The 16268-nt window shown below is 42.9% G+C and carries 14 protein-coding genes and 2 pseudogenes; 2 read left to right on the top strand and 14 right to left on the bottom strand.

The window, feature by feature from the left end; genetic code table 11:
• Nucleotides 1–227: 227 nt before the first annotated feature.
• A pseudogene (locus tag MSWH1_RS13235) lies at nt 228–1008 on the top strand (IS110 family transposase); the annotation flags it as partial.
• A gap of 180 nt (nt 1009–1188) precedes the next feature.
• Here the strand turns inward: MSWH1_RS13235 and MSWH1_RS13230 are convergent.
• The 12 genes and pseudogenes from MSWH1_RS13230 to tnpA all read right to left on the bottom strand — a co-directional run bounded on the left by MSWH1_RS13230 (nt 1189) and on the right by tnpA (nt 13035).
• Nucleotides 1189–1473 carry a non-histone chromosomal MC1 family protein gene (locus MSWH1_RS13230; RefSeq protein ID WP_048129241.1) on the bottom strand — a complete coding sequence of 95 codons (285 nt, stop codon included), beginning with the start codon at nt 1471–1473 and terminating at the stop codon, nt 1189–1191.
• 246 nt (nt 1474–1719) lie between these two features.
• Nucleotides 1720–2226, bottom strand: a complete 507-nt coding sequence (locus tag MSWH1_RS13225) for an SRPBCC domain-containing protein (RefSeq protein WP_052722732.1) — start codon at nt 2224–2226, stop codon at nt 1720–1722.
• A 109-nt stretch (nt 2227–2335) separates the two neighbouring features.
• The gene (locus tag MSWH1_RS13220) at nt 2336–3010 is read right to left on the bottom strand and encodes a PHP domain-containing protein (protein ID WP_048130563.1); all 675 of its coding nucleotides are present in this window, start codon (nt 3008–3010) and stop codon (nt 2336–2338) included.
• Between the two features lie 480 nt (nt 3011–3490).
• Nucleotides 3491–4777, bottom strand: a complete 1287-nt coding sequence (hflX, locus tag MSWH1_RS13215; RefSeq protein ID WP_082088152.1) for a GTPase HflX — start codon at nt 4775–4777, stop codon at nt 3491–3493.
• Nucleotides 4774–5169 (bottom strand): DUF2209 domain-containing protein, encoded by a 396-nt coding sequence (locus MSWH1_RS13210; protein WP_048129239.1) that lies wholly within the window; start codon nt 5167–5169, stop codon nt 4774–4776. The genes hflX and MSWH1_RS13210 overlap by 4 nt, the downstream gene beginning before the upstream one ends.
• Nucleotides 5170–5410: 241 nt before the next feature.
• Nucleotides 5411–6463 (bottom strand): tRNA-intron lyase, encoded by a 1053-nt coding sequence (gene endA, locus MSWH1_RS13205; protein WP_048129238.1) that lies wholly within the window; start codon nt 6461–6463, stop codon nt 5411–5413.
• 176 nt (nt 6464–6639) lie between these two features.
• Entirely contained in the window at nt 6640–8130 is a 1491-nt protein-coding gene (cfbB, locus tag MSWH1_RS13200) for a Ni-sirohydrochlorin a,c-diamide synthase (protein WP_048129236.1), read from the bottom strand.
• A 107-nt stretch (nt 8131–8237) separates the two neighbouring features.
• Nucleotides 8238–9035, bottom strand: a complete 798-nt coding sequence (cfbC, locus tag MSWH1_RS13195) for a Ni-sirohydrochlorin a,c-diamide reductive cyclase ATP-dependent reductase subunit (RefSeq protein ID WP_048129234.1) — start codon at nt 9033–9035, stop codon at nt 8238–8240.
• Nucleotides 9036–9139: 104 nt separating this feature from the next.
• A complete protein-coding gene (cfbD, locus tag MSWH1_RS13190) occupies nt 9140–10252 on the bottom strand; it encodes a Ni-sirohydrochlorin a,c-diamide reductive cyclase catalytic subunit (RefSeq protein ID WP_048129232.1) in 1113 nt (370 codons plus the stop codon).
• Nucleotides 10253–10512: 260 nt separating this feature from the next.
• Complete coding sequence (gene cfbE, locus MSWH1_RS13185; protein ID WP_048130560.1) at nt 10513–11991, bottom strand: coenzyme F430 synthase; 1479 nt, start codon at nt 11989–11991, stop codon at nt 10513–10515.
• A gap of 28 nt (nt 11992–12019) precedes the next feature.
• Nucleotides 12020–12412 (bottom strand): sirohydrochlorin nickelochelatase, encoded by a 393-nt coding sequence (cfbA, locus tag MSWH1_RS13180; protein WP_048129230.1) that lies wholly within the window; start codon nt 12410–12412, stop codon nt 12020–12022.
• A gap of 256 nt (nt 12413–12668) precedes the next feature.
• Nucleotides 12669–13035 (bottom strand): annotated as a pseudogene (gene tnpA, locus MSWH1_RS13175) (IS200/IS605 family transposase).
• Between the two features lie 85 nt (nt 13036–13120).
• Here tnpA and tnpB point away from each other — a divergent pair.
• Complete coding sequence (gene tnpB / locus MSWH1_RS13170) at nt 13121–14233, top strand: IS200/IS605 family element RNA-guided endonuclease TnpB (protein WP_048129228.1); 1113 nt, start codon at nt 13121–13123, stop codon at nt 14231–14233.
• A 339-nt stretch (nt 14234–14572) separates the two neighbouring features.
• On the opposite strand, the gene MSWH1_RS13165 is transcribed toward tnpB, so the two are convergent.
• Both MSWH1_RS13165 and MSWH1_RS13160 read right to left on the bottom strand, forming a co-directional pair.
• On the bottom strand, nt 14573–15064 hold the full coding sequence (locus MSWH1_RS13165; RefSeq protein WP_048129226.1) for a hypothetical protein: 492 nt from the start codon (nt 15062–15064) through the stop codon (nt 14573–14575).
• 600 nt (nt 15065–15664) lie between these two features.
• Entirely contained in the window at nt 15665–16090 is a 426-nt protein-coding gene (locus tag MSWH1_RS13160) for a DUF2892 domain-containing protein (protein WP_048129224.1), read from the bottom strand.
• Nucleotides 16091–16268: the final 178 nt, after the last annotated feature.

Genomic DNA, 16268 nt, shown 5'->3' with positions numbered 1-16268 from the left:
GCCTGACAGAAGATAAAAGAATATATTGTGTTAGAACAATTCAAAAAACGCACATGAAATTCTTCGAATAACATGCTCAAATAAATGAAAGTCCTTTTCACTTACCTTTTTTGTATATTAACTCCATCATTATCTTAGGACAGGAGGGTTGTTTTTTCTTTGGCTCTTCGAAGCCGTCAAAAAACTAACCATTGAATTGTCATCGAAGGCTCAAATGTGACATGTTTAATCTAAAAGATGTGCTAACAGACATTTTTGGAAAATGGTAGAGAGATACTATCAGGAATCTGTTCAGGTAAAAATGTTGACCAGATTCTACAAAACCTTTCTCCAAATGTTCGTAAAAAAAGCGCTCAGATTCGAGAGCTTCTGGACAGAGAAATCTCCCAGAGTGCTGCAATTAGGCTTCAGATATGTTTAAAGCTAATAAAGAATTTTGACGATTCTATTGAACATTTGGGAAAAGAAATATTCAATTATGCTTATGGAACTCATAAGCGGGAAATGGAAATTTTAATGTCTGTTCCAGGTATAGGGAAACTTGGTGCGGTAACTCTAATTGCTGAAATAGACAATTTTAAGGATTTTGCTTCAGGGGACAAGCTTGCTTCATGGCTTTGACTGGTTCCTAATGTGTACCAATCTGCAGATAAATACCACAATGGAAGGATTACTAAGAGAGGATCAAAGGTAGCAAGGTGGATTCTAACACAGATTGCTCAGGCAGCAGCAAGAACAAAAAATAGCAAGTTAAAAGAGTTTTTTAACAGAAAAAAGAAGTCAATTGGACATGCAAAGGCAATTCTTGCCCTCACAAGGAAAATTGCAACAATAATATGGCACCTTATCACAAATGATGAGATGTACGAAGATGAAACGGGATATGTCAAGGGAGAAGTTCAAAGGAGGAAGATTGTTGAGACCGAGATATTTTCAGTTGATGAACGTATCTCAATAATTAGTGAAATATTCGCAATTGTTGAAAAAAAGAAACCTGACATTAAGTGAAGGCGAAGTGTCCTCACTTCTACATTCCGGACCCTGGCTTCAATTTAATAGGACAAAAATGCTATATTTGCTTCCAACATAATCAGAAATTCTGAATGAGGGTCCGGAGTGCGAAATCAGAGGTACTTTCATGCCAAAGAAATAACCTTAAATTTCAAGGTATATGAAGAAAACTAGATTTTACTCGATTTTTTCTATTTTCTCTTTCTTGACAAAAGGCTTACTGATTTTTGCTGGCATCCAGGCAGGCCTGTTTTTTGGGGCTTCGACATTTTGCTTCCATGCTTTGAAAACATGAACTTTCTTTGTCCCGCGCTCCCTGAGTCGGATAATATCTGGTTTTGATTTGGTTCCGGTGCCCCTGTTTGCAGCTTTAAGGGCAGCTTGCCGAGGCTGTTTTCCTGTGAAAACACCGTGCTCATTGCCTTCTTCATCTCGTAATACAAAATTTCTTGTGTCAGACATAGGGATTATCTCCAAAAATATGTTATTAGAAACTTATTAAATTAAAAGTATTTATAATTTTTCTTTATATGTTGTCGACAGTTATTGGTTTATGTAAAATTGACCTGATTTAGGAATTGTGTATACACTTTATTTGGAATTGGCCAGCCCAGAAAAAACAATATCAATAACTGTATTTACGGAAATTAGATTAACAAATTTCAATGAGCTGGCTTTCTTAAATTACAGGTTAAGAATTTCAGAAATTTATTTGACCCTTTCCGCCCTTTTTTTAAGGGCATTGTTCATATCCCCAAAGCTACGTACTGTTCCCTTCTCTATAGACCATGAAGTACTGATAATAGGAATTGCAATTCCATTGAATATCTCTTTCTGGATTAAACGTACCTTGTGACCTGAAATTTCTTCAAGGATGAGGCTATGCTCCCCGTCGAGCAGCCCGGGAAAAAAGAAACTTCCTTTCCATGTAAGCTCTTTTCTTGGCTCCAGGCGAATGATCCTTGGGTGAAGGGTCACGCCTTTTCTTTCCCATTCCGGCTTCATATTGACTTTAATTTTGCTCCCGACCTTTGCCTCTCCACTGATTTCATTTATGTAGGGATTCCAGTTGGGATAGGCTGCAAAATCCATAAGGATCTGCCAGATCCGGTCCGCAGAAGCGAAGATCTCAATTTCTGTGCTTATTTCTTTTTTGAACCTGATGGTTGCAACTCCTCTTTTGCTTTTCCTGTTTTTTGAGTCTATCGGAGGCAAACTTATTAACCCTGCTTATTTAGACCGGGGGCAGAGGAGATAAAGTAGAAAAAAGAAACTTCCGGCTTTACGTTTGGTTAGCTCAAAAAGACATTTTACTTAAAGTCCTTTAAGCCCTTCCGAAGAATTTATTCCTCAGTTTTCGTTTTGCGCTTCCCGCCATCTGTTTCAGGATGATCGGGGTGGGTGTTTTTTTTCCTGCAGGGGCGACTTTTCCTTCCCTGATTGCTTTTAGCACTGCTTCCACGGTGTTTTCCGATGCATCGATTTCAGTATAAGCCTGCCCTACCATTTCGGGAATATGGGAGTCACTTCCTGCAACTTCAGGTATTCCAAGTCTTTTTGCCTCGATTAAGGCTTTTCTGTTTGCTTCGTTAAAAAGGCAACGAGAATTGAAGACCTCAACCGCATCAATATCAAGCCCTTCAAAACTCCCTATCCCGTGAGAACTGCTTTTGAAGGGATGGGGGATAATCACCGTGCCGCCAAGTTTTCGGGCCCTGCGGATAGTTTCTTCCGGACTTAACAGAGGGTCTATGTTCTCCCTGATTCCCAGAACCAGGATATGTCCTTTTGAAGAGCTAACCTCTACACCGGGAATGACTGTGATTTCAAGGCCAAGTTCCAGGACTTTTCTCGCGCAGGCAAGTCCGCCTTCAACCGTATCATGGTCACATATAGCAAATCCGTCAAGTCCCCTTTTAAGGGCAGTTTCGAGGATATCCTCATGGCTTGATTCACTATCTCTTGAATATTCGGAATGTACGTGAAGATCGAATTTCATGCTAATATAAAAATGATCGATGGAGTTATATAAATTTTGAACCGGAATTTTGAAAATCTTTCCAGGGTTATACCGATCAACAAAAAAGATTATAGGAATAATAATACAAAAAGTGGGGTTTAGCGAATTGAATTCGGAAAAAAGAATCAAGAGAGTTGAATCAGGATAAGCAAACCGAAGAATAATGGGAGGAGGAATAGCGAACGGGCAAATGTATATCAAAAGTCTGGTGTAGGGGTAGTTTAGGAATTAGGAGGGGTTTGTGTCTTCAGTAGACGCCCGTTCGCAAACAAACAAACAACTTTCCGATATAAATATCTTTCGTAAATATACGAACAATATTCAGGTTATGATAAAAGAATTTCGGAACAGAAAAAAATTCGGAAATGTATGGATAATATACTAATTGATTTATATAATTAGTAAAACTTTTTATTCAGCCAGATCTCCTGAGAAGACGCCAAAAAACATTATCCAGCGTCATTCATCAATATCCTGTTCCAGAGATTTAATCCGGTTGAGAATTTCTGTTCTTGCCTCATAATCCACTGAAATTCGCTTCCCGTACTCAACACTGTGTACAATACCCTCATCGTACAGCCAGGAGAGTATTGACATCCCTTTTTCTGAGTTCGGGAGGGAAAAGGAGTAAAAAGACCAGGCAGGAAGATGTTTGATTATCTCGGCTTTTAACTCCTGCATGCCAACCTTTTCTTTTGCGGAAATGAACACAGGATTGGGAGCCATATAGCCTATTTCTTCCATAACAGCTTCAAGTTCGGATGCTTCAAGCAGATCTGTCTTGTTAAGCACCGTAATCATCGGAACCCCCTGAATGCGGTCCCAGAGAGTATCATGAGAGGTGGAAAGTTTTTGAAGGATTATCTCAGGTTTTTCGCTTACATCGACTACCAGCAGGATAAGATCAGAAAGAAATATCTCATCGAGGGTGGATTTGAAGGCGTCAACCAGCCAGTGTGGGAGATCCTCTATGAAACCTACAGTATCTGTCAAAAGAGCTTTTCTGCCGCCCAGGTCAAGGGCCCGGGTAGTCGGCACAAGGGTTGTAAAGAGCAGATTCTGTGCTTCAACGCTTTCATCAACAATGGCATTGAAGAGAGTGCTTTTTCCGGCATTGGTATAACCTGCAAGGCAGACCAGGGAAAAGCCTTTCCTATGCCTAAACGCCCGCAGGGACTCATCGTCTTTTTCTGCAGACTTAAGTTCATTTTCAATCCTTGTTATCCTTTTTTTCAGGTCCAGTTCATAAGCGTCCTCATAGTCCCCAAGTCCCATGAAACCTGCCTTTTCCTCCTTTTTCAGAAGAGAAACAATAGCTTTCGCCCTTGGGACCTCATACCTCAGCCTCGCAAGTTCAACCTGCAGCTTGGACCTGCGAGTGGTAGCTCTTTTTGCAAAGATCTCAAGTATAAGCTGGAATTTGTCTATGACCTGACACCCGCAGATTTCCGAGATATTGAAAAGCTGAATTGTAGAGAGCTTGTTATAAAAGATGACCTTTTCAGCCTTCTTTATTCTCACAAGTTCGGCAAGCTCCTCTATTTTTCCTCTCCCCAGCTGGTACCTGGAGTCCGGAAACCTTGTCTGAGTAAGCTCCCCGGCCGGGACATAGCCTGCAGTCTTTGTAAGCTCCCTGAGTTCCTCAAAGAGATATTCGCCGCGTTCAGGGTCAGCTCGTGGATTGGTTCTTTTTACGAGAATTACCCTGTTTTCGCTTTCTATATTTTGTTCTGCTGGAATTTTCACGCCTCAATATCAAGTTCTTTAATAAGTAAATTTCGAGCACTCAAAGAGATATGGTGAGCAAGTTCGATAGCTCTTCTCTCAGCTATGGACTCCTGGTACTTAAATGCCCTTGAAAACATACTTTCAGGCACCCACAGAGGCTGGTTATACATATCCCCTTTTTCCGCTACAATTGTTCCCTCAAAGGAAAGCTGGTTAGCCGTATCCTCAATCAACTGCACGATGTCAAGCAAATCGGGTGCTCTTTTAAGCCAGAATGGAAGGATCTTCACCTGCTTAACTTTCTCTATGTGGTCAGCAGAAACAGTAAGGGCTGCAGCTGCACAGACCATGTAGTAGCCGTCCTTGATCCTATGCCTGCCCGAAATGTCCACTGCAATAATGTCCCACATTTATGTTTCACCTTCCTGCCTGGATAAAACCTGGTTTTATGAACCTTCAAGAGAACGATGAATATATTTACTCAGGTCAATAATCTTCCAGGCCAATAATCTGCTCAGACAAATTATACTTACTCAAACCTCTCGGAGAATTATAGTATCGTTTCTATCGAAACATGAGATAGTATCGTTTCTATAAAAACAGAATCTGTAATCACATTATAAAATCATATTATAAAATCACATTATGGAATTACATTTTTACTCTGCCAATATCCAGGTACTCGACTTCCTCTCCTTTTTCGACTGCAAAGAGCATTCGTTTGCGCACACTGTTTGCAAGCCGGACAGCCCCGGACATAACCGGAAGCCTGAACTCGTAATCTGCAGGGATTACGTTTACAAGGTACTCGGAATGGGGAATTTTTTCTATGGACTCGACTTTCCTGTAGACCCTGAAATGGGTCCCGAACTTAAAACCTGTCTTGACCACATGCCCTGAGTCTCGCAGAGCTTTATATGCGCTGTATTTCCGCAGAAAAGAACCTTCGATTTCCGAAGCTTTCTCAACAAACTCTTCGAATGAAAAAACCTTTCCTTTCCTGTCCCTGACTACTATGATCCCTCGCGAAAAAAGATAAAGAGACTCAACAAGAGAGAGCTGCAGCCTTTCCGGGTCAAGCATTTTCCCGTAGAACCCTCTTGCATAAAGAGCTCCGGAAGCCTCAGCGTCCCAGGCTATTACCCTGTCTTCGAGGAAAGTTGCATCAGTTTTGACTGCAGGGGAGGGTTCAGGCATCTCCCCCTCAGGGGCAGCGGTTTTAATTTCGTAGAAGGTAAGGTCACTTTCTTCATCCACTACAGCCAGGATAAACTGCTTGTGCACGTTTTCTGCCGAGATGACCGAATCCTGCAAGAGCTTTACAGAAAGAAGCTGCCTTTCAGACAGGACATGGACAAAGATTTTTGCTGCGCTTTTTCCAGGATGGCTGCCTCTCGGGTACACCCTGAAGTCCACGGCTGAAGGTTGGACGTAATACCCCCGCTCTTTGAGGTCTTTATATACGATATACTTCAGCTCGAAATTAGGCTGTCTCAGAGAAGCCTGCTCGAAAAAAGTCCTGAAATCAAGCAGTTTTCCTTCCAGCTCAATCTCGAGTTTTCCTCTAAACTGAAGGTATGCGGCTTCTACAAGGGAGAGTTCAAGCCCGTTATCCCTGGGACGTCCGAAATAACCTGTTTTGTAAAGTTCGGCAACCGCTTCCTTTCCGGCAAGGACCCGGTCTCCTTTAAGTTGTGTTTTCAATAGTTTCACCTGAAAAGAAAATAGAATGAAAATAAGTTTTATAAGAATCTATTTTGTAAGATTCTGGATGCTTGCATAATCCAGTTTGCAACTGGTGTGTAATAATCTGGCTTTCTATAATATTGTTTTTTCGACCTGCAGAGGCAGGCAAGCAACCCTACAAAGTTTTATTTTTATCAGGAGGTCCTGGAATCCCTAAATTTACGGGCAGCTTCGACAAGAGAACCTGCAAGTTCCCTGTATGCGGCTCCGTGCAGGTGGGCGTAAGAACCAAGGGTGTTTTCAACAATAAGCCCGTCCTGGTCTCCTTTTATCCCGGTGCCTCTTGAGAGAGTTATTGCAAATTCCGCATCTTCGGGGATTTCCCGAATTTCGGAGTGGTGGAACTCATGCCCTTTGAAGCTGTTGCCTTCTTTTCCGATAAGGCAGTCCCTGCCAAGAGTCCCGATATTGTAACTGACAACCCTTGTCTGCCCCATTATTGTGTGGCCGGGAAGTGCACCCACCATTAAATAGGTGGACTCAGGCATTGAAGCGTCGTGGTATGTGCCTTTTCCCGGGACTCCGGTACTGATTTTTTCTGTGAGGTACATGAGCCCCCCGCATTCGGCGTATATGGGCATACCTGCAGCTGAAGCTTTTTTGATGCTTTTCCGCATGGGCTCGTTGGCTTCGAGTTCGGCTGCAAAAAGTTCAGGGTAGCCGCCTCCTATATAGAGCCCGTCAACCTCAGGAAGCCGAGAATCTTTTACCGGGCTAAAGTAAACAATTTCCGCTCCGGCAAGTTCCAGCAGGTTGAGATTATCATGGTAGTAAAAGTTGAAAGCTTCGTCAAGGGCAATACCTATTTTTGGCCGGGGAGATCCTACACCGGCAGCAGGGAAAAAAATGCTATTTTCGGAACTTTTCAGAGGTTTTGCGCTCCCTGCGATTTTCAGGAAGTGGTCAACATCAATTCCTTTAGTGATAATCTCTTCAATGCCCCGAAGCCTGTCCTCAAACCCTCCGTCTCCAAGCCTCCGCCTGCCTTCAAGCGCAGGCATGAGCCCTAGGTGGCGCATGGATATCTGCATGGCGGGGTCTCTTGGGATGATCCCTATAACCGGCACACCAGTATAGTACTCTATTGCCTCTTTTGCCTTTTCGGCATGGCGAAGGCCTCCGATGTTATTCAGAATAACGCCTGCAATTTCCACGTCAGGATCGAAATTCTTATAGCCACTTATAAGGGCTGCAGCGGAACGGGTAATGCTGCGGGCATTGATTACGAAAACCACAGGGCATTTGAGGATTTTTGCGATCTGGGCGGTACTTCCGAGGTCACTGAGACCTTCAAAGCCCTCGTAAAGCCCCCTAACGCCTTCGATAATTGCAATGTCAGCCCCACCTTCGGTTTCACAGGCATGAGAGTAGACGTCAAGAATCCCGGCTTCGTCCATCAGGTATCCATCAAGGTTCCGGCAGAACCTCCCTGTGATTTCGGTATGATAACTGGGGTCGATATAGTCAAGAGCTACCTTGAAGGGCTGGACTTTATACCCTCTTGAAACAAGGGCAGCCATAAGGCCCATGGAAATTGTGGTCTTGCCTGAAGAGGAACGGTCTGCAGAAATAAGGACTCTGGGAATGCTCCCTGCCTCTGTTCCTGATCTTTTGCTGTAGGACATGCTTTCAATACCCTCTGAGGTCGGTTTATCCATTGAACGTATATGCGGCACAGGTAAGTTTTTTCGAGTTATAGGAAACCCGTTAAATCTAAAGATTTATGGGTAGTTCACTTTGTCATTTCCCTTAACCGCTCATCGCTCAGGTGGGCTGCCATAACTTTCTTTTCGTTGGTCAGAATTGCTTTTCCAAGCTGGCGGTAGATTTCCGCAATGTCGGAATCAGGAGCTTTCTCCATAACAGAGTAGCCGTCTCTTTCGCAGTCCTGGACTATCTGCCTTTTGGGGATAAAAGCCATAAGCTGACTGCCGATTTCCTCTGAAAATTTCCTGACGATTTCTTCTTCCCGGCTCGCGTTTCTGGAATTGCAGATAATCCCGCTAAGTGGCATACTGATTTTGGAAAGCCCTTTGCAGATGTTGTTTGCTGCATAGAGGGGCATATATTCTCCAGAGGTCAGAACGTATGCCTCATTTACATAGCCTTTCCGGATAGGGGCAACAAACCCGCCGCAGACGATGTCTCCCGGAACATCGTAGATTATAAGGTCCTGTTCTTTAAGGAGGTCTTCTGAAATGCTTTTCAGTTTTTTAATTGCAACTATGATCCCGCGTCCTGCGCAGCCTATGCCGGGCTCGGGCCCTCCGGCTTCTATACATTTGACGCCTGCATATCCTTCAAAAACCACATCTTTTTCTTTTACATCCACACCTTCACGGATGAGATCGAGTATGGTTGGGATTCTCCTGCCTCTGAGAAGGGTTATGGACGAATCGCTTTTTGGGTCGCAGCCTATGATCATGACTTTCTTCCCTGCTTTCGCACAGGCAGCTGCAACGTTTGAGGCTGTGCTCGACTTACCTATGCCGCCTTTTCCGTAAATTGCAATGATCTTTTGTTTTTTCAAAGGATCTTCCTCCCGTTACTTGACTTATCCTGATTTTTATCCTGACTTTTATCCTGACTTTTATCCTGACTTTTATCCTGACTTTTATCCTGATTCTTTTCAGTTCAGGCTTCCTTTGCAACTTCCCTTAATGTGGCTCCGAATTCGGATTCCACTATTTCGCTGACTCCAAGGGTCTTTGGGTGGAGGTCGATCTCAACCATAACATGCTCATGCCCCATCTCTTTTAAGGGCAGGACCTGCCTCGGACCATTCGTAACCGAGATCAGTTCCATGTGCTGGAGGTTCTCCATTGGGATTGCATGAGGAACGCCTGTGATAACTGCAAAATCGTAATCATTGTATTTTGTCTTTATTAGTTCGCTGACCTTTTCCCCTGTAATCGGGTACTCATCCATACCGCCGAGGATTTCATGAATCTCAACCCCATGAGCTATGAAGTCCCGCATAATGTATTTGGCATGCTGCCTGACTCGCGGAAGCCCGAGTTCCGGGTCGATATTTGCCATATTGACCAGGTTTTCCTTTTTCCCGAGCGCAGCTGCAACCTCATTGACTGCAAGGGTGATGTCTGCAAACATGTAGCCGGTTTCTTTTTTGGCGTTCATTATGATGAGCCCTTTCTTTCCTTCCTTGAGGAGTTCAATAAGCCGCCTTGCAACCTTATATTTGAGGTCTCCCCTGGAGGGGGCAAGGTATTCCCTACTTGCAGCCCCGAACCTCTTTTCAACCTCTGTGGCTTTCAAGAGGAGGTACTCCTGGCGCTCGAATTCTTTACGGTCAATTATCCCGGCATCGAGGGCAGATTCAAGGGCAAAGATCACGCCTTTTGTGTTGTTGTGATAACCTGCGTGCACTTCGACTTCAATAACAGGGATATCCGGGTTTGCCTCAAGTACGGCTTCGTGCATTTCTTCCCCTATGATCATGCTGGCACATGTGCCGACAACGCCCAGAATTTTCGGGTTGAAGAGTTCGATGGACTTATTGATTAGCTGTACAAGCCGGTCATGCCCCCCGAAAACAAAGCCGTTCTCGTCAAGCCCTGTAGTGACTACATGGATCCCGTCTTCTTCAAGCAGTCTCGCATGTTTGAATGAACAGCCAGGGGGTCCGTGCAGAATTGCAACATCGACGTTTAAGTCCCTTAGGGTATAAAGAGCCGCAACGATTGAGCTCGGTCGGGGGTGAATAATTGAAATCTCTTTTTGAGTCATGACAAATCCTCTTTCTGATTCTATGAATATTAATAAGGGTTTCACCCGGGAGATTCCGGAATCCTGCAGGACTGTGAACCCCACCAGAACGGGAAGAAGGTATCCGGAAGCATGATCAGTTGAAAGTTAATCAAGTAATGGAAACGAATACAGATTAGAAGACCCTGTATAAAATTGTATCATAAAGGAACAACTTACATGAGGGAACAATATGTACATGAGGGAACAATATGCATGAGAAATCACCGGAAGAACATCGCTCAACGGAAACATTTTACTGAGGAGAGGATAATATCTTCCGTGCCTGCAAGTTCCGAAGCTTTCAAGAGCCCTTCCGGAAGGTTGCCTGCATAAGAGACATTTTTAGCAGCTACTGCCTTCATCCGCTCTCCGACGAGTATGATATGCCTGCACTTAATACCGAACTTTTCTACAAATTCCTGCACTGAGACCGGAGACAGTCCCTCACAGACCTGAGAGGCTTCTTCTCCGAGGACAAGGATTATACTTCTCTTTTTTTCATCCTTTTTCTTCAGGAGAGCGTACTCAAGGGCTTTTTCTGCAGAAAGGATGTCCATTCCGGAGTTGGAATTGTCAACCAGGGAAGTCCCATTAAGCTCTTTTTCCTGCATCCTGCCTGAAAGCCCCCTGAATTCTTCAAGTACGGAAACAACAGCTTTTCGCTCAACCCCAAGTTCGAGAGCGGCTGCAGAAGCTGCAACAAAGGCTGTCCTGTATGCCAAACTGTTATATCCAGGGCGCAGGGAAGCTGTAAAAAGTTCTTCCCCTCTGTGAAGAAAATGCAGGGCAGAGCCTGAAGCTTCGGGAGTGATCGCCTGTTCTTTGGGGGTTGACGATTCTGGAATAGCTGAGGATTTCGCAGTCCCGGCTTCAGTTTCCAGAACAAAATCGGGAACTTCAGACGTCTTTACATGGGACTCTGCATAAAACGGGTCCTTAAAGGTGAGAATCTTTGCCCGGCTTCCTTTTGCAGCCACAAGAGCTTTTTCTGCCCCGGCGTTGAGAAGAAGGGTGCTTCCGGATTTTGCTTTCAGGATGAGCTGGAGCTTTGCATCACTTGCAAGGGAAGTATTGTTTGCAATCCCGTAATCAGGGGAAAGGGTTGTCAGGATTCCGAGGTCTGCGGCACCCGTACCTCCTATCGAGATTTCAAAGATAAAGAATTCTGGCTTGATTCCGGCCTCAAGACTTTTTTCAATGGCTGTCAGGATACTTCCGGGAGTGATGCTCAGGCCCCTGTAAATAAGAAAAGGGACACCATCTTTCCAGGCTTCAAGCCCGCGCGAGGTATGGAGCACGACTTCAAATCTGCGGGAGAGCATGTCGGCAAGCAGGGATGCAGTGCTTGTCTTTGCTTTTACGCCTGTTATCTCAACTATTCTTATACCCGAAAGCTCAGGGTCGTCCTGCAGGATTTTCCCTGTGGCTTCGTGGTGTGAGAGAACTATTTTTCCTTCTGACCTGGCTTGGGAAAGCATGGGATAGGCAGGGTCCAGATGCACAGGCGCTATAAGGAGATCTAATTTGGATACAGGGAGAGGAGATTTTGAACAGCGTATGCCGTACTTATCCTCAAGCTCCCCGAGCAGCGCCTGGTCTACGGTCCCGTAAACGTCTACTCCTGACACATCATTTCCCAGAGCTGCGAGTTTTTTTGCGATTGGAATGCCGCCGTGGGTCAGGTCGAGCACGGCGAGCTTCTTCCGGAAAAGGTCCATAATAAAAACCGGACCCGAATATTCAAATTTATAGGGATTCCTGAACCCTTTTAAAGACAAGGTCAGCTATCAGGGAGTCGGCTCCGAGGGGTTTTGCGTAGCAGAGGGGAACTGCTTTCCCATCAATTTCCAGGGTTCCGATGCCGTTTTCATCAAGATTCAGGATTTTAGGAATATCCTTTGTGATATGGACGCCTGAAGCCAGGAAAACAGGTACTGCTGATATCTTTGTTACTCCTGTACCTGCAAAGCTTGCAATTGCTTCTTCCAGGGTTGGCTCACTGTTTTCCATAAAGCCGGCTCTAACAACAACATCAGAGTACTTCTGGGCGATGTAATCTGCGATCTGGCTGACTACTTCCTTGTTGTAAGGAAGCTTGCTCCCGTGGCCGATGGCCAGGATTCCGAGTTTCTCTGTCATTTTTGAAACCTCATTTTAAGTTTAAGCTTAAAGCGGTTATTCGGATTATGTCCATTCAAATTGTGTTTAACACAATTCTTTGAATTTGTAACATCAAAGAGATTAACATAGTTAGGATTTATATGATAAAAGTCCTTCGTTTCTAAAGGGGATATGTCTTAATTACTTAATAAAGTCAGCCACCACTGTTTCGCTGCTTTATATGAAGAAGCGTAAAACCCCTGAGTCTTTAGCTCAGGGGATATAAGCGTCAACTTCAACCCTGATTCCGTATGTAATATTCTGCCGCCTCTTTACTCACATTTCCGATAGTAGACGCAAAATAACCATCACTCCATAACGTATTCTCACCCCAATAATACTTTTTCAGATATTCTTTTTGAGTTTTCCATAACCTGTTAGTATATTCTTGTTTCTTCTTGTTTCAATTTTCTGACAATTGACAAAACGCTAACTTTCGGCTCACTCTTGATCAAGAAATGAATATGGTCTTTGTCAGTTTCCATTTCAAGGATTTCAAAGTTAGACTCTTTTGAAATGTCAATCATAATCTGTTTGAGTTCTTCGCTAATTGGTTCAAGTATGACTTTTCGGTATTTGCAAACAAAAATAACATGATACATTAACAAAAATTTGCTATGATTCCGTGTTTCATACTTCGTATTTACCAAAAAGTATATATATTGTTAAAGCATATACTGCCTTTGTATGATGCAAGCGTTCAAATTTAGACTCTATCCTACAACTACACAAGCTATTCAATTGAATCAGCATATAGGTAGCTGTAGATTTGTCTATAATTGGGCACTTGACCAGAAAATTAAAACTTATGAGCAGACAGGGGAATCAATTTCCAGATTTGACTTAAACAAATTAATTCCTACTCTAAAGGCTTCTAATGAGTGGTTAGGAGAAGTTAACTCTCAATCATTACAGGGGATGACTAAGCAGGTTGAATCCGCTTTCACTAGATTCTTTAGAGAGAAAACAGGGTTTCCAAAGTTCAAATCAAAAAAGAATCCGATACAGTCTTTCCCTGTACCTCAACACTACACTGTAAACTTTGAAACTAATACTATCAAGCTTCCTAAAATAGAACCAATTAAAGCAGTTCTTCACAGGAAGTTTGAAGGAGAGCCTAAAACGGCTACGGTATCAAGGACATGTAAAGGACATTACTACATCAGTATCCTTGTTGAAGATGGAAAAGAACTTCCAGTAAAGGAAGCTTTCACAGAATCAACAACAGTAGGAATTGATGTAGGTATCAAAGACTTTGCTGTCCTTTCAACAGGAGAAAAGGTTGAGAATCCAAAGTACTTGAAAAACTCTCTTAAAAGGCTCAAAGTATTACAGAAAAGAGTCTCAAGGAAACAGAAAGGCTCTAAGAACAGGGCAAAAGCTAAACGAAGACTTGCTGTACTCCATGACAAAATAACAAATCAGAGAAATGACTTCCAGAACAAACTCTCTTTTAGACTTGTTAGCGAAAACCAAGCTGTAGCTCTGGAAACTCTAAATGTTAAAGGCATGGTTAAGAATCATCACTTAGCACAGGCTATAAGTGATTCTGCGTGGAGTAGTTTTGTAACAAAGTTGGAATATAAGGCTCAATGGTTTGGAAAAACCGTCCTGAGAATAGGACAATTTGGACCCTCTTCTAAGCTATGTAGTGTGTGTGGATACCACAATAAAGAGCTTCAGCTAAAAGACAGAGAATGGATTTGTCCAGACTGTAAAACCAAACACGATAGAGACATTAATGCCGCTATCAATATCAAAAAATTCGCTCTCATAGATCAGAATCTAATTGGATTATGACACCGTAGGGACTACGGGGATGAGCTTGGGGACTTGCCCTCAATAGAGGGAGGAATGAACCAAGAAGCCACTCAGTCTTTAGCTGAGTGGTAGTTCACAAACCAGGCTAGTTTCAAGTATAGTTCAAACAGTAATGGGAAAAACATGAGCAATGTATACGAAAAAATAGATTGTGGAAGTACGTATTTTCCTGGGCTAGTCGAGAGCCAAAAATAAAATAATATATTCTCAAACTCAGTGATTTTGAGGATATTAATGATGTATATCCGAGACGATAAATTGAAAAGCGGTTGAAGGGATATTAAGCATCCCTGGACATATCCCTAAAGCGTCTGAGCTTTAGGATATTATTTTGAATAATTCTCTATCTATATCATCGATTGAGATCCGAGCGTCACCATGGTTAAAAATCATACGATTTCTTGATATTTCAAATATCCGTGATGAAAAATAGTCAAATCGGTCACCTCTAACTGGCTCAAATTTTGTATAATCTGTGACGATTCCTTCTTCTTCAAGTTCACACGTCAACAGACTCTCCAGCTGCAACTTCGCAATCGTCAGTATGCACACCTCGCGCGTTAGCCGTGGTTCACTGCTACTTTTGTAGCCGTTTTCGAGTAGTGCGACATAAACAGCAATCGGGCGCACACATGAACTTGCCCGTAAAAGTTGCAGCATCCACATGTAGATGTCAAGGCGAATCCGGTCGCTATCATACCAGTCCTTTAAGTCATAGTCATATTCACTCAGTAACTCATCGATATCTTTAAATTTTTTGCATTCATACGAAAGTTTTTCCATGTGCTCAAAACTATCGATTATACGCATAGTATTACCCCCAAATATAATTGATACTCATGATATTTACTTCTTTTCAACTAAAATTAACCAGTCAGGAGCGGCTGAATATGTTCTTTATTTTTCAAGCCTTTAATCAGTTCTGTGATATCGCCCACAAATTCCAGGTCGGCGTTTTCCCCTGTGCCCTTTGCCCCTGAAAAGGTCGTAAATTTGTACAATTTTTTGTTGTATAAGAAGCCGAAGATGTAACCCGTGAAATAACTGCCGAACTAGGGTACTTTCAGGATAAGCTCTAAAATCAAGAAAATCAAGAAAATCAAGAAAATCAAGAAAATCAAGAAAATCAAGAAAATCAAGAAAGGTTCTTCAAAAAACAAACTCAATTCAGGCAAATGTTAGACATTTTTATTTTCAGTCGAATACCCCGCTAGCTTGCTGCGGGGATGAAAAACTTCCCCGGTAACCGTTAATGATAATATGATTTATCAATTCCATCTTTCGTTTATTGACTTCTGCTCGAACTAAACCGTATTAGGGTTATTGTTTCCTTTTACGGAATTTGGGGCGGTGGCGCGAACATACCCCGTTGCTTGCAGCGGGGTGCGCCAGCGCAACTTTGATTTCACTTTACTGAGAAGCAACTCTGTCAAAGTCTCCACGCAGAGCTTTCAGGGCATATTTTTCCACGTTAATCTCCTGTTTCGTACGGATACCAAATCTTCTGAGCACAGGTACCGGAGGGCACCAGCCCAGTATAGCATATTGAAGCAGGAAGGTTGCAGCTATTAAGGGCAGGATAAACCATTTCTTGCTCTTTTTTAAACCAAGCATCACTCCAATCATAGAAACTACCCCCGCACGAAATTCAATAAAACGTCCTATATCCCATTCATTATCGAGCTCTCCGATTCTTTTTGAAATCTCGTAATGGGTCTTGCTCGCATAGAATCGGACTGTTGCTGCAATTTCGCGGTCGATTGCCTCGTTAATTTCGGGAGAGGTTCTGGATCTTACCCTGTCTCCCCTTACGAATTCACCAAAATCAGTTATCAATGTAAAATTCCCCCTTTTAATAAACAAATCTTCAGGTTTTAACCCTGATAGGAACTGCCTGTAATTAAAAGAGGGTAGAGGTACGATCATATAAAGTTAATCATAAAAATTTATTCGATACTTAGTTTATCTGGAGAAAATAATAGCTCAAAACAGCAGAAATATGTAACTGAGAATT

This window comes from Methanosarcina sp. WH1 (assembly GCF_000970005.1).
Classification (GTDB): Archaea; Halobacteriota; Methanosarcinia; order Methanosarcinales; family Methanosarcinaceae; genus Methanosarcina.
This window is presented reverse-complemented; position numbering and strand designations above follow the sequence as displayed.